Source organism: Trinickia diaoshuihuensis (assembly GCF_003390925.1).
In the GTDB taxonomy this organism is placed as follows: Bacteria; Pseudomonadota; Gammaproteobacteria; order Burkholderiales; family Burkholderiaceae; genus Trinickia; species Trinickia diaoshuihuensis.
The window spans coordinates 187,377-212,261 of sequence record NZ_QUBS01000089.1 but is presented as its reverse complement, the minus strand read 5'-3'; the positions used below and the strand labels follow the sequence as shown (position 1 = coordinate 212,261).

Below are 24,885 nucleotides of genomic sequence, written 5' to 3'. Positions count from 1 at the left end.
CGATAACTCCGTTTTTTTCACTGTTTTATGCCGCACGGCAGCCTCGCCGCCACGGCGATCGATTACAGAGCGACAGCCGCCAGACTGTCGCTCGCCCCGTTGTGCGCTTGCGCGCGAATGGCATCGGCCCGCGGTGGCTGCGGTGCCCGTTGCAGCAGCGAAGCGGCGATTTCGTCGGCCCGGCAAGCGAGTACCGACAGCAGCGTGTCGCTGAGTCCGTGGGTGTCTTCGCAGCATCCTTGCAGATAGATGTGCGGCTGAAAGTGCCCGCCCGTCTGCAAGCGGTAGTCGCGCGTCACATCGCAGCGAGCCGGCGAAACGCCGAGCGCATCGGTCAGACCTTCGAGCAAGGCCAGGTGGCCGTCACGCCGGTATCCGGTGGCCAGCACGACGGCGTCGAAGCGTTCGACGCAGCGCTGCGCGCCCTCGCCCGCACGCACGTGCAATTCGATCCCGCTTTCGCGCGCGTTCGTCTCGATCCGCCCGGCCGAGTCGATCGACGCATTCGCGATCAGTCGATGTCGCACATCGGCACGCACGCGCTGCATATAGAAAAGCTCGTAGATCGATTCGATCAGCGGCCGGTCGACCACCGAGTAGTTCGTGCTCCGAAACGTTTCCAACGTGGCTCGCCGCCGATCGTCCGGCTGTGCATAAATGACGTCGGTAAAGGACGGATTGAAGATCTCGTTGACGAACGGGCTGTCGTCGGCGGGCCGCAGCGCGGGACCGCGCATGATCAACGTCGCGTCCACGTTCGGGAAGCGTCGCGTCAAATCGACGAACACCTCCGCGGCGCTCTGGCCGCCGCCGATCACGGCCACGCGCCTGCGTGCCGATCCGTCGCCGATCAACGCGCCGATCGAGGACAGATACGCCGACGAATGTACGAGCGCCGGATCGCGCCGGGCAGCGAGGGACGCGAACGGCGCCGGCACAGCGGGCGCGCCGCCGATACCGATCGACAGCGCGCGTGCGGCCCGCTCGCGGACGCGACCGGCGGCGTCGAGCGAACGCACGCGCACATGCGTCACGACACGGCGGTCTCGCGTATCGAAGACCGGTTCAATGGAGGTCACGTCCTCTCCGTAACCGACCAAATCATCGAAGCCGCGCGCGACCCAACGCAAATAATCGTGAAACTCGATGCGCGTCGGATAAAACTGCTTGAGATTGACGAAGTCCTGCAAGCGCCCCTGTTCGAACAAATAGTTCACGAAGGTGAAGCGGCTCGTCGGATCGCGCAGCATCGCAAGATCTTTCAGAAAGGAAATCTGCATGCGGCTATCGTCGAGCAGCATGCCGCGATGCCAGCCGAATTCCGGCTGGCGTTCGAGGTACGTCGTGCGCAGCAACCCGGCGGCATCGCTTTGCGCCAAGCGCACGGCCAAAGCGAGATTGGATGGGCCGAAGCCGACGCCGATCAGGTCGTACGCATCGTCTCGTGTCGTCATGACGATTCTCCTAGTCAAAATATGTGTCCGTCAGATGGGGCGCGCATCGAAGAACGACTCGCGGATCGTGCGCATCAGCAATGCACGCTTATGCGGAAAATCGAACGGCCGCAGCGCGGCGAAGCCATGCTCGCGCAGATAAGCGATCATGCGAACGTTGTCGTGGCGCGGCTCGCACACGACCGCTTGCGTGCGTGGATCGTCGAGAAAGAGGTAATGCAGGAGCGAAGGCAGCCAGGCGGCCACGCAATGCGCGCCGCGCCAGCGCGTTTGACCGACGAGCATATGCACGCCGCGATCGTGCTCGCCGGGCTCCGCGAACGGCGAGATCCGGTCCTCCTTCGCCCAGTAAGCCTCGAAGTAGCCGAACGGCTCATCGTCGAAGGCACCGATCAACGGGTGCACGTGGGGTGCCGCCAATTGCCGCTCGAGGTACGCGCGATGGGCGTGGAGCCCGCCCGCCTCGCCCCAAAACGCGTTCACGCGAGGCTCGTTCAGCCACTGATGCAGCACCGGCAGGTCGGATTCGATCGATGCCGTGCGCAACGTGAAGCGGTGGCCGAACCTGGGAAGCTCGCGCGTGTAGACGATGCCGTCTCGGTACGGCGGGCGGCGCGGATGGCGGATCATGCCGGTCATCTCGTAGCTGAGTGCCGCGGGGGGCAGCCGGGCCGCACCCGTCAACCACAGATCGGGTTGCTGCGCCCACGTCTCGCGCAGACACTTGCCGCCCATAGTCAATACGCCGCAACGGCGCAACGAATCTAGCGCGCGACGGCCGATATGGGCTGTGTCCACGCTGATGGCGCGGCAAGAACGATCGGCTGCGAATGCCACGCCGAATGCGGCGAGCAAGGCTGCATGCCGCAACTCGCCATGCGCGGTGCTTGCCCACGTGAGATCGACTAACCCGCGCCCAGGCATCCAACGCGCGTGCAACACGAGCGTATCGGCAGCGCCATTGCCTCCCATTGCGCCGGCTCGATGCACGGCGACTGCTTCGTCCGCGCCCGAGGCAACGAGCGCGGGGATGCCCTCCATCCCCGCGTACGCTATCGACAAGTTTGTTTCGGTCAACGTATCGTTTTCGCTCATGGGTGTTCCATTTCAATCGAACCCGCCCGCGCGGCCGCGACGGATTCAAACACGCACGCGGCCGGCGTATCGGCCAACTGTTCGATCGCACGCAAATAGGCGCGCGAAAGCCGGCGCGCGAATGACTCGTCGATCCGCTCATGCGCAAACGAGAAGGCGCCGCGCAAATCGCCTTGCGCGTCCTCCGCGATATCGAGTTCGAGTTCGAACAGCATGCGGCGGCGCACGTCGTTGAATGGCGCGACCTGGAGGCCGCCCCATTGCGTCGGCTCAGCCGCGGCTCGCACATAGTTGAACAGCACCGCCAGCAACGGATGGCCATCGCCGTTTTTGTCACGTGCGGCGCCTAGGATCGCGGTGAGCGGCGCCGCCATATGTTCGTAGGCGTCGAGCGTCGCATCGCGCACCGCCGCCACGACGTCGAGCAGGGTCGCCTCGCGCGCGATCCGTGTGCGCACGATCAGCGTTTCGACGAACAGGCCCATGGCCGTCCGGCTGTGGGCATTGCGGTTCGATGCCAGGACCCCCACGGGTTGATCGCGCACCGCGAGCTCGCGCGCCAAAGCGATGTTCAGCACCGCATGCATGAGCATGGGCAGCGTTGCATTGACGGCTTGCGCGCGGGTTCTCAGCGCGTCCCCCACGCCGCGATCGAGGGCGAAGGCGATACGCGTGGCACCCCAACCCGGCGTCGATGCCTGCGCGGGGCGTGGCGCGCGCCTCGGCAACGGCAACGGAGCGGCGTCGAGTAACTGCGCTCGCCAATAGCGCGCGTCGCGTTCGATCGGTGCCTGAGGGACGAGCGGCGGGGCCGGTACGGCCGATGCGGTGAGCGCTTTCGAAGCAGCGTCCTCCACGGATACCGCGTCGAGTTCGTTCATATAAGCCCGGCGCAATCCGTCGAGCCAAAGGGAGATCGATTGTCCGTCGGCCACCGCGTGATGCACGACGAGCGATAAAACGTGCTCGTCCTCGCCAAGACGGATCAAACGAGCCCGCCAGAGCGGCGCGCCGGTCATTGGGAACGGGCGCAGCGCCTCTTCGTCGGTCGCATGCCGCGCGAGGCGGAGCCGGTCCGGCTCGTCCGCTCGCCCATACAAATCGTCAAACGCGAGCTCGACTGAATTCGAAGCCGATACGACCCGCCGCGGCTGCGCCCCATCGACGATGCCCATCCGCAGTGCGGCGGTGCGTTGCGCCATGCTTTGCAGGGCGCGCTGCAAGGCCGGCCGATCGAGCGGCCCGGTAAGGCGCATTGCAAGCGCGATATGGTGGGAAGCCGTCGTCGGCGCCGCCCGCCAGAGAAACCAAAGTGCCATCTGCGCATTCGAGAGGCGATCGTCCGCGGAGCCCGGCTCGGCCGTATCGGGTTCGGCCTGCCGATGGTGCGATGGCGCCTCTTTCACGCGCCGCGCGTAGGCCGCGAGCGTCGGCGCTTCGAACAGCGCGCGCAGCGGTACCTCCCGGCCCAGCCGTTCGGCCACGCGTGCGGCGACCGCGACGGCTTTCAGCGAATGGCCGCCGGCGGCGAAGAACTCGTCGTTGCGCCCGATGCGATCCGTACCGAGCACGTCGCACCAGATCTGCGCAAGGGCCGTTTCGATGCCGGGCGCAGGCGGCTCGAAGCCGCGTGCGCGTGCCGCCGGCGACGGCAATGCGGCTCGGTCGACCTTGCCGTTCGGGGTGCGCGGCAGGCGCTCCATGACGACGATGTGCGAGGGCACCATGTAATCGGGAACAACGCCGCGTAAGTAGGCGCACAGCGCCTCGCCCTCGATCGCCGGGGCGATCTCGTAGGGTTCGACATACGCCAGGAGCGCCGCATCGGCCCCCGCGCCGCGCACGAGTGCGACCGCATCGCGCACGCTCGCGTGCCCGATCAGCTTCGACTCGATCTCGCCGAGTTCGATGCGCAGTCCGCGCAGCTTCACCTGATGGTCGATCCGACCGAGGAACTCGATGGCGCCGTCGCGCCGGCGGCGCACGAGATCTCCGGTGCGGTATAGACGCGCGCCCGGTTCGCCGTAAGGATCAGGAACGAATCGCTCGGCCGTCAACGCCGCGCGGGCGTGATAGCCCCGTGCAACGCCGAAGCCGCCGAGATAGAGCTCGCCGGCCGCGCCGGCCGGCAACGGCCGCATCCCCTCGTCGAGCACGTGGGCCGTGCGCGCGCCCACGGGCGTGCCGACCGGCAGATAGGCCGACGCCTCGGCGACGGGCGCATCCGCGGCGCCGTCGAGCATCCATAGCAACGGCGTGACCACGGTTTCGGTCGGACCGTAGCCGTTGACGATGCGCACGCCCGGAAACGCCGCGCGCAAGGCAGCGCATGCTTCGAGCGAAGTCGCCTCGCCGCCGACGGTCAACGACCGCAGCGAGGGAGGCGCCCCGTGGCGCGCGGCCCACGCCGCCAGTTGCAACGCATAGCCGGGCACGAACGCGGCGACCGTAATGGACTCGCGTTCAATGACCGCGAGCGTCTCCTGGGCGGACCATAACGCGTCGTCGCTTAGGCGCACCGGTGTGCCCGCCGCGAGCGGCGCCATCCAGCATTCGTGCGCGCCGTCGAAGTTGATCGAGGCGAAATGCAGGACGCGATCGTCATCGCGCATGCCGTACTGTTCGGCAATCGCCGCGCAGTGCATCGCGATCGCACCGTGCTCGACGACCACGCCTTTCGGCACACCGGTGGAGCCCGACGTATAGATCACGTAGGCGGTTTGCCGCGGATGCGGCATCATGCATACCGGCCGATCGCTCTCGTGCCGTGCGTGCTCCTGCCTGTCCGCATCCAATGTCCAAACGCGCACATGCTCGCGCAACGGGAGCGCGCCGGCATGCGCGCGCTGCGTGATCACGAAATCGATTCGCGCATCATCGATGACATGGGCCGTGCGCTCGATCGGATGCGAAGGATCGAGCGGAACGAACGCCCCGCCCGCTTTCAAAATCGCGAGCAGCGCGACGATCAACTGCACGGATCGGCCCAGTGCGATGCCCACGCGCACCTCGGGCCCGACACCGGCCTGCACCAATTGCCGCGCAAGCGCATCGGCGCGCGCCTCGAGTTCGGAGCGCGTCAGACTCATGAACGAATCCGAGACGGCGCACGCCGCCGGCTGCTCGCTAGCCAGCGCCGCAATGCGTGCGTGGATCGGCACGAACGCCGAAACGCGCGTATCGATCGCGGGCGTCGCGCCGTGGCAGGCGTCGATCTCGCGCCAATCGTCGTCCGTTAGCCATTCGATATCGCCGATCGCCACCGACGGCGCGGTTAGCGCATTCGTCAAACACTGCACGTACCGTGCGGCTAAGCGGGCCACCGTCTGCGCGTCGAAGAGGTCTTGCGCGTACACGAATGCCGCGTCGAATGCGCCGTCCTCTCGGGCCTCGAACCCTACCGCCAGGTCGAATTTCGCAAAGCACGAATCGGTGGGTAACGGCGTCGCCTGCGCGCGGCCGAAACGCGGCAGCGGCTGGGCCACGGCGTAGGTCGCCATCATTTGAAACAGCGGGTGATGGCTCGCATCGCGTGCCACGCCCAATGCATCGATGACCTGATCGAGCGGCACGTCTTCATGCGACTGCGCATCGACCAGCGCTTGCTGGACTTGATCGACAAGCGCATCGAAACGCGCACGCGGCGCCACGTCGGCCGACACGACGACGGTATTGACGAAACACCCGATCAAACCGATCGTTTCCACGCGGGATCGATTAGCGGCGGGCACGCCGATCTGAATCCGACGCTCGGAACTCGCGCGCGCCGCCAGCGCGTGCAGCGCGGCAAGCAGGACGGCAAACGGCGTCGCCTGGCGGGCCGCGGCCAGCGAGCGCACGCGCTCGCCTAACGCAGCATCGAGCACGAAATGGTGGCGCGCGCCGCGCGCGTCGCGCTGCTTAGGCCGCGAGCGAGTACCGGGGAGCGAAAGCACGCCCGCCGCCGGATCGAGGCGCTGCCGCCAAAACGCCAGTTGCCGCTCGCCCTCTCCCGCTTCGAGCCAGAGTTTTTGCCACTGAGCATAATCGGCGTATCGAACCGGTAACGGCACGAGCGCCGGCAAATTCGAGGCATCGGCGCTCGACGCCGCGAATGCGTCGTACAGCACCGACAACTCGCCCAGCGCAACGTCGATCGACCAGCCGTCGGCCACAATGTGGTGGATCGTCAGGACGAGCCAATGCAGGCGCGGCGACAGCGCGATCAAATGCGCGCGAAGCAGCGGGCCATGTGCAAGGTCGAACGGCTCGGCCTCTTCGGCGCGAGCGATCTCGGCCGCCGCCTGCTCCGCCGTACGAAACGCCTCGTCATCGCCTCTCGCGTCGCTCATGCGCCAAGGACACGGGGCGCTCGCGGCGACGTACTGTTCGAGACCGCCATCCGCCGATTCGACGAAGCTCGTACGCAACGCATCATGGCGTGCGACCAATGCATCGAATGCACGCCGCAACGCACCGGCGTCGAGTTCGCCGGTGAGCTCGAGCCGCAATGCGATGTGATAGGCCGCGGGCTCGTCGATCAATCGCGCGTGTAGCCAGATTCGTGTCTGTGCGTACGATGCGCCGGACACAGGCGGCGCGATGCCCGAGGGAATCGGCAGCAAGCGAAAGTCAATACCGGCGTCGCTCAGCTTGCCGACGAAACGCGCCCGCTGCGCCGCCGGCAGCCGAGCGAATCGCTCGGCGAGCGAGACTAGATCGGCGCTCGAAGGCATAGACCGCGGCGCTAAGGGATTGGTAGAGATGGAGTTCGTCATTAGTTCGCCTCGAGTTCATCGAGCAACGCGCCGATCGCCTGCACGGCGTCGCCATGCCCGCGCGTTGCTTGCGCGGCTAACTCGGCGTCGATCAGCGCGGCGCAACGCGCGAGCGTGCGCGCTTCGAACAACGTGCGCAGCGGCAAGGCCACGGACCATCGACGATTCGTCCGCGCATGCGCGGCCGCCGCCAATAGCGAATGGCCACCACGCAAGAAGAAATCGTCGTCGCGGCCGATGCGCTCGGCGCGCAGGACTTGCCCCCAGATGGCGGCCAACTCGCGCTCGGTCTCGCTGGCCGGCGCGGCAAATACGGCGTCCGCCACCGATGCGGGCGCGGGCAGCGCGGCCCGGTCGCATTTGCCGTTCGGCGTCACCGGGAGTGCGTCGAGTTCGATCAAACGCGCCGGCACCATGTAGGCCGGCAACTGAGCTTGCAGCCGCGCCAATAGTTCGCCTTGGTCGAGCCGCACCGACCGCGCGCGCGCGACATAGGCGATCAGTTGCTCGTCGCGCACGATGACGACGACATCGTCGATGCCCGGCTGCGTACGCAATACCGCTTCGATTTCGCCCGGCTCGATACGCTGTCCGCGCAGCTTGACTTGGCTGTCGATCCGCCCCAGATACTCGAGCGCACCGTCGGCCCGGCGCGTCACGAGATCGCCCGTGCGATACAGGCGCCCGCCGGCCGCGAACGGATCGGGAACGAAACGCTCGGCCGTCAGCGATGGCCTGCGGTAGTAACCGCGCGCGAGGCCCACGCCGCCGAGGTACAGCTCGCCGATCGCACCGACGGGCACCGGCTGCAACGCCGCGTCGAGCACGTGCAGTTGCGTATTGGCGATCGGCATCCCGATCGGTACGCTCACCGCATCCGCGACCGAGAGCGCGTCCCATGTCCAATGAGACACATCGATGGCGGCCTCGGTCGGTCCGTAGAGGTTATGGATCGCAGCTTGCGGCATCAGCGCGGTTGCCTTGACGGCGAGTTCGCCCGCCAGCGCTTCGCCGCTCGAGACGATCCGAACGAGCGAGCCGCATCGCGACGCCGCGCCGAACGATTCCAGATACCCGAGAAAGGCGGCCAGCATCGACGGCACGAAGTGGATCGTCGTCACACCGAGCGCTTCGATCTCGTCGACGAGGCGTGCGGGTTCGCGATGCGAGCCGGGCGCCGCTAGCGCCAACGTCGCGCCGGCCGAAAGCGGCCAGAGGAACTCCCACACCGAGACGTCGAAACCGAACGGCGTTTTTTGCAGCACGACGTCGCTGGAAGTCAGCGCATAGGCGTCCTGCATCCAGGCGATTCGATTCGCGAGCGCGGCGTGCGTATTGCCCGCGCCCTTCGGACGACCGGTCGAGCCCGACGTGTAGATGAGATACGCGAGCCGCGCTGTCGCTGCCTCGTGCGCGTCTCGTCGATCGCCGGTGGATGCCGCCGCGAGCGATTCCGCTTGCCGAGAGTGCGGCCATGTTTCGAGTTGATCGATGCAATGCACGACCGTACCGCTGCCCGCCGCGGCGGGACTCACACGGTCGAGCAACCCGCGCTGCGTGACGATGCACGCGGGCCGTGCATCTTCAAGCATGTAGGCGATGCGCGCGGCCGGATAGTCCGGGTCGATCGGCAACCAAGCGGCGCCGGCTTTCATGACGCCGAGCAGCGCGACGACCGTTTCGGCCGAGCGATTCAGGCATAGCGCGATCGGTGCATCGAGCGTCGCTCCGGCCTCGCGCAACGACACCGCCACGCGATCCGCGCGCGCGTCGAGTTCCGCGTAGGTCATACGCCGTGGGCCGGCATCGCCCGGCATGTGCTCGGCGCGCCAAAGCAATGCGGTCGCGTCCGGCTGCAATGCCGCCTGGCGCTCGAACTGACGATGCAGCGGTGCCCGTTGCGGTTCGAGCCATTCGCGTGACGTCGCGTTCCAACGCGCGAGTTGTGCGATGTCGCCGCGCGTGGCGATGGATACGCTCCCAAGCGGCGCGCCCGCATCGGCGATAAAGGACGTTAGGCATCGCATCAACGCGCGATGCAGCGCTTGGACGCGCTCGTCCGTCAGCTTGGCACGGTCGAATCCATAGTCGATCGATAGCTGCTCGCCGGCTTGCACGACGAGCGTCACGGCGAAGTCCGTCGCGTCGACGTTGCGCAGCTCCGAAAAACGCAGCGCGTCGTCATCGCGTCGCGCCCAGGCTTCATCGACGGGATAGTTTTCGAACACGATCAGCGTATCGAACAACGCGGCGGCGTTGCGGCCGGCCCAGCGTTGAATCTCGAACAAGGGCGTGTGCGCATGTTCGGCGCAGGCGGCGCTCTCGCGCTGCAACGCCGCAAGCCAATCGGCGATAGCGACGTTCGGCGAGGGCGTCGCAACGACCGGGAGCGTATTGATGAACAAGCCGAGGACGGCGTCCACCTCATGCAACGCGTCCGGCCGGCCCGCCACCGTCGCGCCGAACGCGACCGTATGCTGGTGCGTCATGCGCTGAAGCGTCACGGCCCACGCGCCTTGCAGCACCGTGTTCACCGTCACGTGCAGACGCCGGGCGCAAGCGACGAGCGCTTCTGTCGTGGCGGCGTCCAATCGCGCATGCCACCTGCCATACGCGCTCCGGACACGCGCACTCGGCACAGGCGCCACGAGCGTCGGGCCCTCCAAACGCGCCAGGCGTTCGAGCCAGAACGCACGGTCGCCCTCCTCGTCGCGCGCGCCGAGCCAAGCAATGAAGTCGCGATAGCGCGTGCCTTGCCGCGCACGGAAGACGGGTGCCTGCTGTCCTTGCGCGTACTCGTTCAGTACTTCGGCGAACAGCCTCGCCGTGCTCCATCCGTCGAGCAGCAGATGATGGCGCGTCCAAACGAGCCGCCACGTCCGCTCCGATAGGCGTATCAGCGTGAGCCGCATGAGCGGCGCTTCGGACAAGACGAAGCCGCGAGCGCGGTCCGCCATCAGCCACTGCTCGACATCGGCTTCGCGCGTATTGCACGTATCGCGCCAATCGAGCGCTGCGACCGGCAGCACCGCGCGGCGGTGCACGACCTGTAACGGCGGGTCGATGTCCGCCAAGAAGCTCGTGCGCAAAATGTCATGCCGAGCGATCGCGCGTTCGAACGCCGCGGTGAGCCGCTCGAGGTCGGGTGCATCGAGCGTCGCCACGAGCTGATTGACATAAATCGCTTGCTCGGGAGCCAGCAACGACTGAAACAAGATACCCTGCTGCATCGGCGAGAGCGGATAGATATCGTCGACGGTACGCCAATCGAGACGCGCCGCATCGATCGCCGCCTGCGTAAGTCCCGCGCGCCGAGCGAGGGGGAAATCGCCCGGCGTCGCACCGCCGCCTTCGGCCGCTACACGAGCGCGGCAAGCCTGAGCGAGCGATGCCAGCGCATCTTCGAAACGCCGGACCAACGCGGCGATGCGCTCGTCGTCGAACACCTCCGCGCTATAGACCCAGTGCACACGCAGCACACGCGCCTCGTCGACGAAGGCGTGGACGGCCAGCGCATTGGTCATGGGGCCGGCCGGATCGCGCTCGCAACCGACGCCGCCGAAGCGCGCGGAAAAGCTCTCGCCGCGCATGGCCTCGAAGCGGCCCAGGTAGTTGAACGTCACGCGTGGCTTGGGCAGCGCCGCCAATTGCGCGCGCGTCGCTTCGTCGCCAAGATAGCGCAGCACGCCGAAACCCAACCCGCGGTTCGGCACCGCACGCATCGTGTCCTTAACGGCGGTCAGCGTTTCGACCAATGTGGAACCGATCGGCAGTGCCACCGGATAGTGACTCGTCAACCATCCGAGCGTGCGGCTTGCATCGACGTCGTCGAACAACGCCTCGCGGCCGTGGCCCTCGAGTTCGACCAAGCAAACACCATTCGCCCCATCCGCGCCGTCGCCGCCGAGCGCATCGGCCAACGCCGCGAGCAGCAAGTCTTGCGTCTGCGTGCGCCAAGCGAGGTTGGCGTCGGTCAACAGCGACTGGGTCAGTTGCGGCGTCAAGGCCCGAACGATCGTCCGCGCGGTGGCGTTCGCGGGCGGCGCGGCCTGCACCGACCGCCCCACGAACGCCCCACCCGTGCCGGCCACGGCGAGCCAGTATGACCGCTCTTGCTCGAAGGTCGAGGCAGCCTGCCGCAAGCGCGCGGCCCAGGACGGTGCGGTGGCCGAAGCAGGTGCCGGCAATCTCGGGGCGATGCCCGTGAGGGCGGCCTCGTACGCGGTTTGCAAATCCTCGAGGACGATGCGCCACGAGACGCCGTCGACGATCAAATGATGGAGCGCAACGAACACACGCGCCGTGCCGTCCGGCAACGTCGCTACGAGCGCACGCGCGAGCGGACCGCGCGTCAGGTCTATCGTCCGTTGGAGTGCGTCGAAACGCGCCAGCGCGTCGTCGCGGTCGCGCGCGTCTTGTACCGAAAGCGGCAATAGCTCGAAGGCCCGATCGCCGCACATGGCATGCCACCCGCCGTCCTTTCGAGTGGACTTGGCGAACCGCAACCGAAACACGTCATGGTGCGTCAACACAATGCCGAGCGCCTCGGCAAAAGCGTCGACGTCGAACATCCCCTGGGGCTCCAACTCGATGGCCTGATTCCAATGATGGGGGTTCGGCACATCGAGCGCGAAGAATCGATGCTGCGCGGGCGTGAGCGCCACGCTTTGCGCGGACGCACTCCCGTCGGCCGGTCGCTGCGCGTTCGCGTCGAGACCGCCGGTCTCGCGCGCGGCCACCTCCGCCAGTCGCGCAAGCGTCGGATGGTCGAAGAGTTGCTTCGGCGTAAAGCGGATCCCCGCTTTGCGCGAACGCGCGATGACCTGCAACGCGACGATCGAATCGCCGCCCAGCGAGAAGAAATTCTCGTCGCGTCCCACGCGATCGAGACGCAGGACATCTTTCCACACTTGTGCGAGCGCGTTCTCGAGGCCGTCCCGCGGCTCATCGACCGAGTGTGCGCGGGCGAGATCCGCGGTCTTCGCGAGGTCGCGCAAGCGCGCCCGATCGGCCTTGCCGTTGGCCGTCACCGGCAACGTATCCAGCACGACGACCGATGCGGGAACCATATAGTCGGGCAAGCGTTCGGCCAAGCGCGCGCGCAGTTGCGCGCCGTCGGGCCCGCCGCGTTGCAGCCGCGCCACGCGATCGAGCGTCGCGAACGAGACCAGGCGCATGCCGCGCTCGTCTTGCACGGCCAGCGTTTCCGCTTGTACGACCGTTTCGATTGCCGCGAGCGCCGCGCTGACTTCGCCGGGCTCGACGCGATAGCCGCGAATCTTGACCTGATCGTCGAGACGGCCGGCCCATTCGATGACGCCGTCCGCCCGAATCCGCGCACGATCGCCGGTACGGTACAGCCGCTCGCCCGCGGGACCGGCCGGATCCGGCACGAACCGCTCGGCCGTGGCCGCGGGACGCGAAACATAACCGCGCGCGAGTCCGGGACCGCCAAGGAACAATTCACCGTAACCGCCCACGGGTACCGGGGCGCCCAGCGAATCGAGCACGCAAGCCCGGACATTGGGCAGCGGGCGTCCCGTCGCGACGAACACGCGCGCGGGCTCAGCCTCGCGCGCCCGGAATTCGAACGTGAGCGCGCCGACCGACGCTTCGGTAGGCCCGTAATGATTGACGATGCGGCATGTGCTCTTGAGTTCCGCGATCCGCATCGCCAGTGCTTGCGGCAACGGCTCGCCGCCGAGGACGAGCGCATGAGCCGGAAGTACGTCGGCCGGATGCGTTGCTTCCAGCAACGCACGCAAGTGGCTCGGCACGATTTTGAGTACTCCGACATTGCGGCTACGCATAGCCTGCGCGAAACGGTCGGGATCGAATGCACAGCCCGGCGAGAGCAAATGCAAAGTACGTCCCGCGCACAGCGCGCCGAACAGGGTCGTATGCCCCAGGTCGGCGGCGACGGTCGATGTCATCGCCATGCTCGCGCCGGGCGCGAACTCGAGCGTGGCGAGCATGCCTTGCGCGTAGTCCGCAAGGGCGCGGTGCGAGACGATCACGCCCTTCGGTGCTCCGGTGGATCCCGACGTAAAGATCAGGTAAGCCGCTTGATCCGCGTGGCGCGCAACGACACCGGTAAGGCTCCGCGGCGCCTCTTGAACTTGCGTCGATTCGAGTTCCGATAGGCGCGTCGATGCGACCGATAAGCCGTGCCACGAAGGTGCGGGGTCGGCAACGATCAAGCACCGAGGCGAACAAGCGGCCAGGCACTGCGCCACGCGCGATACCGGGGCCGCCGGATCGAGCGGCACGGCCGTCGCGCCGGCCTTCATCACGCCCAGCAGCGAGACGACGAAATCCACCGATCGCTCGATGCCGAGCGCGACCGCGCATTCGGCGCCGATGCCGCGTGCGCGCAAAGCGTGCGCCACGTTCGACGAAACGGCATCGAGCGCGGCGAACGTCAGTTCGCGCGCGTCGTCCGAAACGGCCACCCGGTCGGGCGTGCGCGCGGCATGATGAGAGAATGCTTCGAGGACGTCCGAAAATTCAAACACCTCCGAGCGCCCCAGCGCGACGGCAGCCGAAGGCTCGCGATGGCTGGCCAGCTCGCAGACGGCAGCCGAAGGCTCGCGCACCGCGTGTTCGACGAGCGCTGCGAAACTCTCGAGCCAGCCTCGGCCCGTATCGTCGTCGATGCAATCGGTCGCCCACGCGGCCACGAATTCGATGCCGAGCGGATCGTCGGTGAAATCCACCGCGAAGTCGAAGCGCGCCGCGCCGTCGGGCCCGGGGGTCAAGCGCGCCGTCGCGCCCGGCAAGTCCACACGCTCGCCGTACAAGAATTGCTGAGCGAACTTCACACGCAGCCATTCCGCCCCGCGTCGAACCGGCGGCGCGACCGCGTCCAGCACTTCATCGAACGGCACGTCGCTATGTTCGTAGGCGCCGAGCGTCGCCTCTCGCACTTGAGCGAGCAGCGCCGAAAATGCCGCTTGCGGCGCTACGCGAGCCCGCACTGCCACGGTGTTCACGAACAGCCCGACCAGCGCCGCCAAATCGCTTTCGCGCCGAGTCGCCACGGGCGCCGCCACCACGACATCGGTCGTGCCCGTCAGTCGATAGAGCCATGCATGCAACGCCGCGAGCAGCACGATAAAAACGGAGCTATGCGTTTCGCGCGCGAGCGAGCGGATCGTACGGGAGACGGTGGGACTCAATCGCCGAGTCGCCCGCATGCCACGCAGCGTTCGCTCGGCCGGCACCGCGCGATCGACCGGCAACGCCAGGGCGCCGGGCGCTTCGGCCAACGCGCCTCGCCAATACGCGAGTTGATTCTCCCGCGCCCCTTCGTCGAGCCAGCGCATCTGCCGGCGCGCGAATTCGGCATAACGCAACGGCAACGCGGGCCATGCCGGCTCGCGCCCCTCGCGCACCGCGGTATACGCCTCGGCGAGTTCGTCGAACGCGATGCGCGAGGACCAGCCGTCGCCGATCGCATGGTGCAGCGTCAACATCAGACAATGGCGCTGCTCGTCCACAGTGACGAGCGCGGCCCGCAACAGCGGGCCGCCCGAAAGGTCGAACGGCGCCTCGGCCCATTGCCGGGCTAATTGGCCGGCGCGCGCCTCGCGCTCGGCGGGATCGACGGCGCGCAGATCGAACGACTCGAGCGGCAGTTGCACGTTCGCGTGAACCCGCTGTACGACGTTGCCCTCGTCGTCCTCGGCAAGCGTCGTGCGCCATGCGTCGTGCCGCCGCACGAGGGCGGCCAGCGCGCGCGAGAGCGCTTGCGCATCCACCCGCCCTTCGACGTGCCAGTGCGCGGCGATGTGATAGGCGTGAGCGGCGTCGCCGATCCGTGCCACTACCCAGAAGCGGCGCTGCGCGAGCGACGCCGGATACTGCGCGTAGGGTGCTTGAATATCGATGACTCGGCTGTCTCCGCTTGCTTCGCCGTTGCCGGCTCGTTCATCCGGAACCAACCGCTCCCCCTTTAGCGCGTCGCCTGCGCGCGAAGCCACGAGCGCAGCCACCTGCTCGAGCGGGTTATCGTCGAATAGCACGCCAAGCGGCACATGCACGCCCCACTCGGCGCGTATCGCGCTTTGCATTTGCATGACGCCGATCGAATCGCCGCCACGCAGGAAGAATCGATCGTCCAACCCGATCGCCGGCCCGCCCACGATGGCGTGCCAGATCCGCGCCAGCGCGCAAGCCGTCGCGTCGCTCGGCGCGCGATGCGGGGCGGCCGGGGACCGAGCGCCCGCGAGTGCGAGCAGTGCTTGCCGATCGAGCTTGCCGCTCAGCGCACGCGGGAGCGCATCGAGCACGAGCATGCGCGCGGGAATCCACGCTTGCGGGATGTGCCGCGCGAGATGATCGCGCAATTGCGTTTCGTCGATCGCCGTACCGGCCGAAACGAATGCGAGCAGGCGCACGCCGCCGTTCGACTTGTCCGCCAGGACAGCCGCGTCACGAACCTCGGCATGCGCGAGCAATGCTTGTTCGATCTCGCCCGGCTCGACCCGTATGCCACGTACTTGCACCTGATCGTCGAGACGGCCGAGATAATCGAATGCGCCGTCATCGCGCAGACGCGCCAGATCGCCGGTGCGATAGACGCGCGCACCGGCGTTGCCATGCGCATCGGGGATAAAACGTTCGGCCGTCAACGCGGGCCGCCCGTGATAGCCGCGCGCCAAGCAGGCGCCACCTAGTAGCAATTCGCCGGCCGCCCCTTCGCCGTCGCCGCGTACCGACAAACGCGCCGAGCGCGGCCCGATCGTGCGCCCGATCGGCAACGCCGCCGCGCCGCCTCGCTCGAGGACGTCGCTCGGCTCGACCGGCCATAGCATCGGTGAGATCACCGTTTCCGTCGGCCCGTAGCCGTTGATGAATCGGACGCCGGGGAACGCGGCTCGTACCCGTTCGAACCGGTCGCTTGCCATCGCCTCGCCGCCGAATGCGAGCACGCGCAGCGCGGGCGGCGCGCCGCCCTCCACCGCCGCCCGCGCAACCTCTTGTAAATACGCCGGCGGAAACGCGGCGATCGCCACGCCTTCGCGCTCAATCAGCCGCAGTGCGGCGCGGGGTTCGAGCGGACCGGCCCCCGTGACGACGATGCTCGCGCCGGCCGCCAACGGCGCCAGCCAATACTCGTGCGCGAGATCGAAGCCCACCGCCGCGAAATGCAAGACCCGATCCGTTTCATGCATCGGATAGGCACGGACAACCGCATCGCAGTGCGCCGCGAGCGGACCGTGTTCGACGACGACCGCCTTCGGCGTGCCGGTCGAACCCGACGTGTAAATCAGGTAAGCGGCGGCTTGCGGATGAGTAGGTTCGAGATCGAGCGGCACCACGCTCGTATCGAGCGCCGCGTCGACATCGACGCAGACGAGCCCCGCTAACGCCGGCGCTCGACCACGCGCGCTCACGAGGGCGATGCGAGCGCCGGCATCGCGCGCCATCCATTCGAGGCGCGCGGCCGGCAGGCTCGGATCGAGCGGCACAAAGGCACCGCCCGCTTTGAGCACGGCCAGCAAAGCGACGATGAGATCGCACGAGCGCTCGATACACACGCCCACGCGCGTTTCGATCCCGACGCCATGCCTGCGCAAGACGGCAGCCAGGCGCGCGGCGCGCAAGTCGAGTTCGCCGCGGGTAAGCCGGACCGTCTCCGGTTCGAACGACGCGAGCGCGGGCGCATCGGGTTCGAGGCGCGCGAGGCGTTGCAAGCGATGGTGCAATGCGGTCGGGAAAGTCGTCATGGGCATCGGATCCCTCTATTGGTCCATTGCGCCGCTGCGAGCCGCGGATATCGACGAACCGATGGGAATCGTCGCGCACGGCGTTTTGCGGCAGCTTCAACCCAATGACGTTTCTCGATCGAAAATTTTTAGAGGCAATGCACTGCTCACCCGTCGATCTCGACGCCTGTGCTCGAACCCGCTAAAACTTTCGAACGCTCAATCGTCTATCGATGGACACCCTGCGCGTGACGTCTTCGTCCCAACTTGCTAGCCATCGATGACTACCCATTCCATTTCGCCGACCCTCGCGGCCCCGCCTTCGTCGCGGCCCGCCACGCAACTGCTGCTGACGTTGCTGCGCCGATCGCGCGGAACGTTCGCCTTCGCGCTGCTCGCCTCCGTCGCCAACGGCGCGGCAAGTGTGCTGCTCGTCGCGACGCTCGAACGCGCGCTCGCCTCGTCCGCCTCCGCTACGCAGCGCCTGGCCTTGGCCTTCGCCGCTTGCGCCTGCGCCGCGCTTGCCTCGCGCATTGCGTCGGGGATGCTCTTCGCCCGTTTATCGCAGGACACGATCGGCCATCTTCGCGCCCATGTCGCCGGGCATGTGGCCCGCGCCGAGTTGCGCGAGTTGGAGCGGATCGGCGCGGCGCCCGTCCAATCGATCCTGACCGACGACGCCACGAACGTCTCGATGCTCTTCTTCGCGTTGCCCAACGTGGTGATGCACGGTTCGATCGTCGCCGGCTGCCTCGCTTACCTCGCCTACTTATCCTGGCCGGTCTGTCTACTCGCGCTCGGCGCGATCGCGATCGGCTCGCTCGGCTACCGCTTCGGCGACGCACGGGCACTGGCCGCGCTCGAAACGGCCGGCCATGCGCAAGATCGACTGTTCGATCATTTGGGTGCGTTATTCGCGGGCGCGAAGGAATTGCGGTTGCATCGCGAACGGGGCCGTCGCTTTCTCGACGAAAAATTAGGCAAGGCCATCGACGAGGTCCGTCACGCGCGGCGCCGCGCTTTCACGGCCTATGCGGCCGGGGTCGGCTGGATCATCTTCTTGTTCTACGTGTTCCTCGGGATCGCGGCCTTCATGCCTGCGTTCGGCGCGCATGCCGATGTCCGCGAGGCGGCCAGCTACGTCATCGTGTTTCTGTTCATGCTGGTGCCGCTCGACGGCCTGCTGAACAACATCCCCACGCTGAACGCCGCTCGGCTCTCGCTCGCACGCATCGAAGGCGTATTGGCAGGCTTCGACTCGGCGCACCGGCCCGCCGAAGACGCGCTCGCCATTGACGGCTTGGCCGCTTCAGCGTCCTTCCAGCGCTTGGCGCTGCGCAACGTGACCCATTCCTATCTGCATGAGCGCGAGGAGCGGCTGTTTCGCCTCGGTCCGATCGACTTGACTTTCACGCCGGGCGAGATCGTGTTCATCGTCGGCGGCAACGGGAGCGGCAAGACAACGCTCGCCAAGCTTATCGCGGGTTTATACGAACCCGAGACCGGCATCATCGAAGTCGACGGCGGCCGTGTCGATGCGGCTGCGCGAGCCGCTTATCGGGAGCGCTTCTCGGCCGTCTTCAACGACTTTCATTTGTTCGATACGCTGCTCGGCATCGCCGATCGCGACGATGCGCGCGACGCCGAGGTCGATGCCCGGGCCAACGCATTGCTGGCGAAGCTCGCGCTCGATCACAAGGTCCGCGTCGAGCGCGGCGCGTTTTCGACACGCGCGCTCTCGACCGGACAACGCAAACGGCTCGCGCTCGTGGTGGCCTACCTCGAAGACCGGCCGTTCTATCTATTCGACGAATGGGCCGCCGATCAAGACCCGTCATTCAAGGCGGTGTTCTACGAACAGTTGCTGCCTGAATTGAGGGCACGCGGGAAAACGGTCGTCGTCGTCACACACGACGACCGCTATTTCGGTCACGCCGACCGCATCGTCAAGCTCGAGAACGGCACCATCGTCAGCGAGACTCGGCCTTGACGGGCGAGCCCGCGGGGGCCGGCAGTGCCGATAATGCGTCGGTCAGCATGTTCGCGAGTCGCAATGCCGACATCGGCCCGCCGAAACCCCAGACATTGCGTTCGATGAGCCCTACGCGGCCGCTGCGTCGCGCGGGTACGTAACGCCATACGGGCGAGGCCAGCTTCTCGGCAAGCGTCGTCTCGGGCCCCGTCGCGCTGACGAGCAAAACGCTCGAATCGGCGCGGCCCAGCAAGTCTTCGGAGTTGACGTAGCGCGTGCCCTCGCGCGTCGTCTCGGCGGGCCACAGATCGATCCCGAGTTCGCGCGCCACACCGCCCGCCATGCTGTTGCCCGTATAGGCCCAGTAGCGATCGGCCAGTCCGAGTTCTTGCAGCAGGACAAACGACTCGCCGCTTCGTCCCGCGGCCGCCAAGCGTTGGCGGTCGCGCGCCAAGCCCTCGTCGAGTGCTCGCTCGAGCGCCTGCGCACGCGCCGCGCGCTGGGTGAGGCAGCCGATCGTGTCGAAGATCCGGCGCGACCATTGGAGTTGGCTGGCCTGCGCGCCGGCCAGCGGCGCATCCGGGTTGAAACGGAACAAGACAGTGGGCGCGATCGATTGCAATGCGTCGAAGATCGAAGCATGCCGGAATCCCACGCCGATGATGAGATCGGGCGCAAGCGCAGCGATCGCTTCAAGGCTCGGCTCTTGCCGCGTGCCGACGTCGGGTACGGTGCTCAAACGCTTGGCGTCGTAGCCGATCCAGGCCGGGTAGTAGGCCGTATCGACCATCCCCACCGGCGTGACATCGAGCGCGGCCAGATCTTCCGCGAACATGAATTCGAGGACGACGATTCGCATGGGCCGCGCGGGCAGCGAGCGGCTTGCCTGCGCGATCGTCGGATTATCGGCGATGGCCCCGCATATCCCGCGAGTCGATGGCGCATCGTTTGGGCCGACGGCGACCCGCTGCGTTCCGTGTTGGACCGACACGTTCGCGAAGGTCGCGAGCTTGGCCGCGCTCGCCGCGTCAGGCAAGCCGAACCCCAAGCAAGCGAGCGCGGCTGCCATGACGCGCAAGCGAAGCCGCACTCGCCGCCTGTGCCGTGCATTCAATCGGCCGCCGCCTGCTCGGCAATCTGTTCGTCGTTCATCGTCAACAACAAGGGGCAACTTCCGCACAGTTGTCGTTCTCCAGGGATCTCATAGCGCAAACAGCAAACGCGGCGTGCGCGAAACGGTGTGGGTAAGAGTGCGGACCGAGGCGTCATCGCGCGCACGCTACCATGCAGCGGATGACGTTCTGAGGCGAACATCCACTGCGCATCGAGCGCTGCCTGTTCGCTCGCTTCGTCGCTCCGATACGCATCGAGCAGCGCGTCGAGTAGATTTCCCGCGTTGCTCCACAACACGCGCGGCGCCATCGGCACAAGAGCGCTGAGAATCTCCACGACGATTTGCAGATGCTCATACACGAACGAGCGATACCGGCGCGCGGGGTCGGTTGTCGGCGCGTCAAGCGCGTCGCGCGGCAAGTACAACGCGTCCGGCATGCCGTCGCATAGTGCGACCGAGCAGCGCTCGGCCGCCATCCCGAGCGGGCGTCCCAACGTCAATGCGGCCGCGATCGCCGCGGGCGCCGCCAACCGAAAATAGAACTTGCTCCATTGAGACAATAGCGCTCGCCCATGAAGCGACGGCTCGCCGCCATATCGCCGCACCATCGCGTCGAGCATCCGATCGCGCTCCGCGGCCAACTGATCCACGCGCACATAGACGAGCTTGTCGTCGCGATGACGGGCGGTCTCGGCCCCGCCGATCCATACGCGCTCCAGCAGCGGCAATAGCGGCGAGCCTTCGACGAGCGCCGCGAAAGCTTGCGGCTCGGCCGCACTCATCGCCCCGCTCCCGCGCGTTCGCGCCGTGCTTGCACGACCAGTAAAACCAGCAGATAGGGCGCGCCGATCATCGCGGTCAGTGCGCCCGCTGGCACCTCGCGTGGGGCGACGATAGTGCGCGCGCCGATGTCCGCGGCGGCCGTGATCAGCCCGCCGAGCGCAACGGCCAACAAAAGCCGCGAGCGATGAGAACGCGCGCCGAGCAGTGACGCCGCATGCGGCGCCATCAAACCGACGAATCCGATGGGCCCCACGACCGCCACCGCCGCGCAGGCGAGCAGCGTCGCGCAAACGAGCGCACCCATGCGCAGCCACGACGTCGGCACCCCGAGCGCCGCCGCTTGGTCGTCGCCTAACGCGAGAAGATCGAGCGGCCGTGCGAGCAGAGCGGCAAAGACGATGGCCAACACGCCCCATGGCAACAACGAGAGCGCATCGGTGAGCCCACGCCCGTAGGTTCCACCGGCAAGCCAAACGACGAAACGCGCCGGCTGCAGGCTGGCTTGGGCGATCAGCCACTGCGCGAGCGTCGTGGCGAGCGTGCCGAGGACGAGCCCCGACAACGCGACCGGAAGCGGCGCGTAACGCGTGCGCCGATTGAGCGCGAGGACGAGCGCAAGTGTTGCCATCGCGCCCGTCAGCGAGGCGGCGAACGTGCCGAGGTGTCCGATACGGTCGTCGAGGGCCATGGCGATGAGCACCGCGAGCGACGCGCCCTGCGTCACGCCGAGCACCTCGGGCCCCGCGAGCGGATTGCGCACGACGCTTTGCATAAGGACGCCGCTCGCGGCAAGCAGCGCGCCCGCGAGCAGCGCGCATGCGGCGCGGGGCAGCCTCAACAGGAGCAGCGTGCGCGCGAACGCGTCATGCCCGGCGACGCCGGCCCACCATCGGGCCGGCGCCAAGAAGACCGGACCGCTCGCACCGGCCACCGCGAGCACGGCTACGCCGAGCAGCATCAGTGCAAGCAGAGCAAGCGGTATCGGGATGGGAGGAATGCGCCGCGCCCAGCGCTCGATGAACGCCGGCGCGATGAGTGCGCCGCCCTGCGCCGCGCCCACGCCGGGCGGCCGGCCCAGCCCGTCGCGCACGATCAAGGCGAGCATGAGAGGCGCGCCGACGAGCGCGACGGCGACCCCGGTTGAAAGCGTACCGTCCAAATCGAGCGCAAGCACGGCCGCGTCGGTCACCGATACGAGGAGCGCACCGGCCAAAGCCGAGCATAGCGACAGCCGCGCGACGCGCACCGCGCGCAGACCGGGCCAGCGCCGCACGAGGTTCGGCGCGACGAGACCGACGTACGCCATCGGCCCGGCGATGGCGACGGCCACGCTCGTGCAACCCACCGCCGCGACAAGCGCGCCGAACCGTACCGCATCGACGCGTACACCCAGCATCGTTGCGGTACGTTCGCCGAGCGATAAGACATCGAGCGAGCGCACGACTGGCGGCAACACCGCGAGCGGTAGCGCGAGCCAAACCAGTGCGGACATGAGCCCCTGTGCGCCGGGCTGATAAAGACTCCCGCTGGACCACAGCGCGACGCCGGCGATACTTTGCTCCGACCATGCGAGCGCGAGCGTCGTCATCGCCGAAAACAGCAGCGCGCAGACGCTGCCCGCCAGCAAGAGCCGCAGCGCAGTGGCACGCCAGCCCCCCGCCGCAACCGCGACCACGCCGGCAGCTACGAGTCCCGCGCCGAACAGCACGAGCGGCGTCGCGATGCCCGCCAAGGCGGGCCAGAGCATGACGAGCAGCAGCCCGAATTGGGCCCCGCCCGTCACGCCGAGGACGTCGGGCGAGGCGAGGTCGTTGCGGGCGAGCGCTTGGAACACCGCTCCGGCCAAGCCGAACGATGCGCCGGCTGCCAGGGCGGCGAGCACTCGGGGCCCGTGCAGTTCGAACAACATCACGCGCGCGAGCGCCAAGGCATCGCCGGGCACGCCACCCGCAGTGCGCGGCGTGACGCCGGCCGTCCAATAGCGCGCGAGATCGGGCGCCAGCCGAACGATACTGACGACGACAAGCAGCGCGGCGAGCGACAACATCGCTATATAGGCGCGCTCGTCCGGCGCGCGGGGGGCTCCGACCGCGACGGCACGAAACGGCGTTCGCGCGTTCATACCGCCATCTCCGCTCTCGCCGCGGCGTGCGCGGGAACGCACAGCGGCACGCCCGTTTGCGGGTGCTCGAGGCGCAACATCGGCACGTCGAAAGCCGCTTCGAGATACGCCGGCTGCATGATCGCGTCGGGCGCGCCCTGCGCGACGATACGGCCCGCGCGCATGAGAACGATTTCGTCGCTGAACGCCGCGGCTTGATTCAAATCATGCAAGACCCATACGATCGTCAAACCGCGTTCGCGGTTCAGACGCCGCAATTGGCCGAGCACCTCGAGTTGATGGCGGATATCGAGGTAAGTCGTCGGCTCGTCGAGCAAGACGATGGGCGCGCCTTGTGCGAGCGCCATCGCAATCCACGCGCGTTGCCGTTCGCCCCCCGACAGCGCCGCGAGATCGCGTGCACCGTACTCCTCCAGCCCCGTCGCGACCAACGCCTCGTCCACGGCGGCCGTATCTTCGCGCGTGGGCCCGCGCAGCCACTTTGCGTACGCGAACCGGCCGTACGCCACGAGTTCGCGCACCGTCAACCCCGCGGGTACCTCGTTGAACTGAGACAGCATCGCGAGCGTACGCGCCAGATCGCGGCGCCGGTACGATCCGAGCGGCTTGCCCGCGACCTCGACGTGGCCGCCGAGCGCGGCCTGCAATCCGGCGAGCGTACGCAGCAGCGTGCTTTTGCCGCAACCGTTGGGCCCGCATAGCGCCGTCACGCGACGCTCGGGCAGCGCAATATCGAGTCCCTCGACGACGGCCCGCCCGCCATAGCCCGCGCTCAGCGCGCGCGCCGCGATGGCCGCGCGCGTCATGCGCCGGCCCCCACGGAAGCCGCCGCAGAAATCGGGCTTGCGAGCGCGCGAACCGCGTGCGCCGCCGCGGCATGCTCGGCCTCGCTCGCGCGATGATTGCGCGCCATGGCGACGACGACCTTGCGCGGCCCGGCAAATGGCGTACGCGCATGGGCGCACAGCATGTTGTCGAGCATGAGGACATCGCCTTCGGCCCAAGGGAATACGATCAGCTTCTCGTCCAACACCGCACGGATCTGCGCGAGCGCATCGGATTCGAGCGGCGCACCGTCGCCGTAAAAGACGTTGCGCGGCACGTTCTCGACGCCGACGGTTTCGATCAACGCCTCCTGCACGGGCACATCTAGCGCCGACAAGTGAAACAGGTGCGCCTGATTGAACCAGACGAGCTCGCCCGTATGCGGATGAACCGCCACGGCTTGGCATCGCTCGCGCGTGCGCAGGAGCCATTGTCCGTCCGTGTCCTCGCGCCATTCGCATTCGATCCCGCGCTGATCGCACACGCGTTGCACACTAGCTCGATCGTCGGTCCCGAACGCACGTTGCCATGGCAGATCGACGCCCTGCCCGAAATTGCGGACGTACAACAGCTCGCGCCGCGCGAACCGCTCCACGAGCGCGGGATCGAGCGCGCGCAAGATGGCCCGGCTATCGGCAATCGGAGTCTCGCCGCCGGCGCGTGCCGCCGTGACGCAATGAAACCAGATCCTGAGCGGCCACTCGCGCGTGTAAGACTGCTCGTTGTGCAGCGGGATCGCGCGGTGCGACGGGTATTCGGTAGACGTGTAGACCGCGCCGTGCACGCGGCTGCGCGGCGTCGAGGCGAAGGAATAATCGACGAGCGGCGCGCCGAACGACGCGGCGAAGTACTCGAAACCGTCGACCGAAGGCGGGCCGAAGCCGGTCAAATGGACGGCGCCGGTACGCTCGAGGCATGCGCCGATCGCATCGCGCAGCACGCCGGCCGCGCTGTCGAGCGATAAGGAACCGGGCTCGCGCGGCGAAATGAGAGTCGGCAATCCGGGCTCGATCCGCAAATCGCCGATGCTAGGAACGCTTGATGTCATAAACC

At 67.4% G+C, this 24,885-nt stretch carries 10 protein-coding genes; 1 reads left to right on the top strand and 9 read right to left on the bottom strand.

The genetic code is table 11. From position 1 onward, the window contains the following. Positions 1-62: 62 nt before the first annotated feature. Genes DXT59_RS28070 through DXT59_RS28055 form a run of 4 tightly spaced genes read right to left on the bottom strand, consistent with a single transcriptional unit; the run spans position 63 to position 17,037 of the window. Positions 63-1,454: a lysine N(6)-hydroxylase/L-ornithine N(5)-oxygenase family protein gene (locus DXT59_RS28070; RefSeq protein WP_116141472.1), complete on the bottom strand. Its 1,392-nt coding sequence runs from the start codon at positions 1,452-1,454 to the stop codon at positions 63-65. A 30-nt stretch (positions 1,455-1,484) separates the two neighbouring features. Then, positions 1,485-2,549 (bottom strand): GNAT family N-acetyltransferase, encoded by a 1,065-nt coding sequence (locus DXT59_RS28065; protein ID WP_240324714.1) that lies wholly within the window; start codon positions 2,547-2,549, stop codon positions 1,485-1,487. After that, positions 2,546-7,264, bottom strand: coding sequence for a non-ribosomal peptide synthetase (locus tag DXT59_RS28060; protein WP_162878282.1), 4,719 nt, complete (start codon positions 7,262-7,264; stop codon positions 2,546-2,548). The genes DXT59_RS28065 and DXT59_RS28060 overlap by 4 nt, the downstream gene beginning before the upstream one ends. A 41-nt stretch (positions 7,265-7,305) precedes the next feature. Beyond that, entirely contained in the window at positions 7,306-17,037 is a 9,732-nt protein-coding gene (locus DXT59_RS28055) for a non-ribosomal peptide synthetase (protein ID WP_116141580.1), read from the bottom strand. Positions 17,038-17,296: 259 nt separating this feature from the next. On the opposite strand from DXT59_RS28055, the gene DXT59_RS28050 reads away from it, so the two are divergent. Continuing rightward, the gene (locus tag DXT59_RS28050) at positions 17,297-19,006 is read left to right on the top strand and encodes a cyclic peptide export ABC transporter (protein WP_116141468.1); all 1,710 of its coding nucleotides are present in this window, start codon (positions 17,297-17,299) and stop codon (positions 19,004-19,006) included. Here the strand turns inward: DXT59_RS28050 and DXT59_RS28045 are convergent. From DXT59_RS28045 to DXT59_RS28025, 5 genes are read right to left on the bottom strand one after another with little or no spacing between them, the layout of a single operon-like run. Next, positions 18,987-20,057 (bottom strand): ABC transporter substrate-binding protein, encoded by a 1,071-nt coding sequence (locus DXT59_RS28045; RefSeq protein WP_116141466.1) that lies wholly within the window; start codon positions 20,055-20,057, stop codon positions 18,987-18,989. The genes DXT59_RS28050 and DXT59_RS28045 overlap by 20 nt on opposite strands. A 41-nt stretch (positions 20,058-20,098) precedes the next feature. After that, complete coding sequence (gene fhuF / locus DXT59_RS28040) at positions 20,099-20,884, bottom strand: siderophore-iron reductase FhuF (protein WP_116141463.1); 786 nt, start codon at positions 20,882-20,884, stop codon at positions 20,099-20,101. Continuing rightward, entirely contained in the window at positions 20,881-23,007 is a 2,127-nt protein-coding gene (locus DXT59_RS28035; protein WP_116141460.1) for an iron chelate uptake ABC transporter family permease subunit, read from the bottom strand. The genes fhuF and DXT59_RS28035 overlap by 4 nt, the downstream gene beginning before the upstream one ends. After that, positions 23,004-23,813, bottom strand: coding sequence for an ABC transporter ATP-binding protein (locus DXT59_RS28030; RefSeq protein WP_116141458.1), 810 nt, complete (start codon positions 23,811-23,813; stop codon positions 23,004-23,006). The genes DXT59_RS28035 and DXT59_RS28030 overlap by 4 nt, the downstream gene beginning before the upstream one ends. Next, on the bottom strand, positions 23,810-24,880 hold the full coding sequence (locus DXT59_RS28025; protein WP_116141456.1) for a TauD/TfdA family dioxygenase: 1,071 nt from the start codon (positions 24,878-24,880) through the stop codon (positions 23,810-23,812). Before DXT59_RS28025 ends, DXT59_RS28030 begins: the two co-directional genes overlap by 4 nt. Positions 24,881-24,885: the final 5 nt, after the last annotated feature.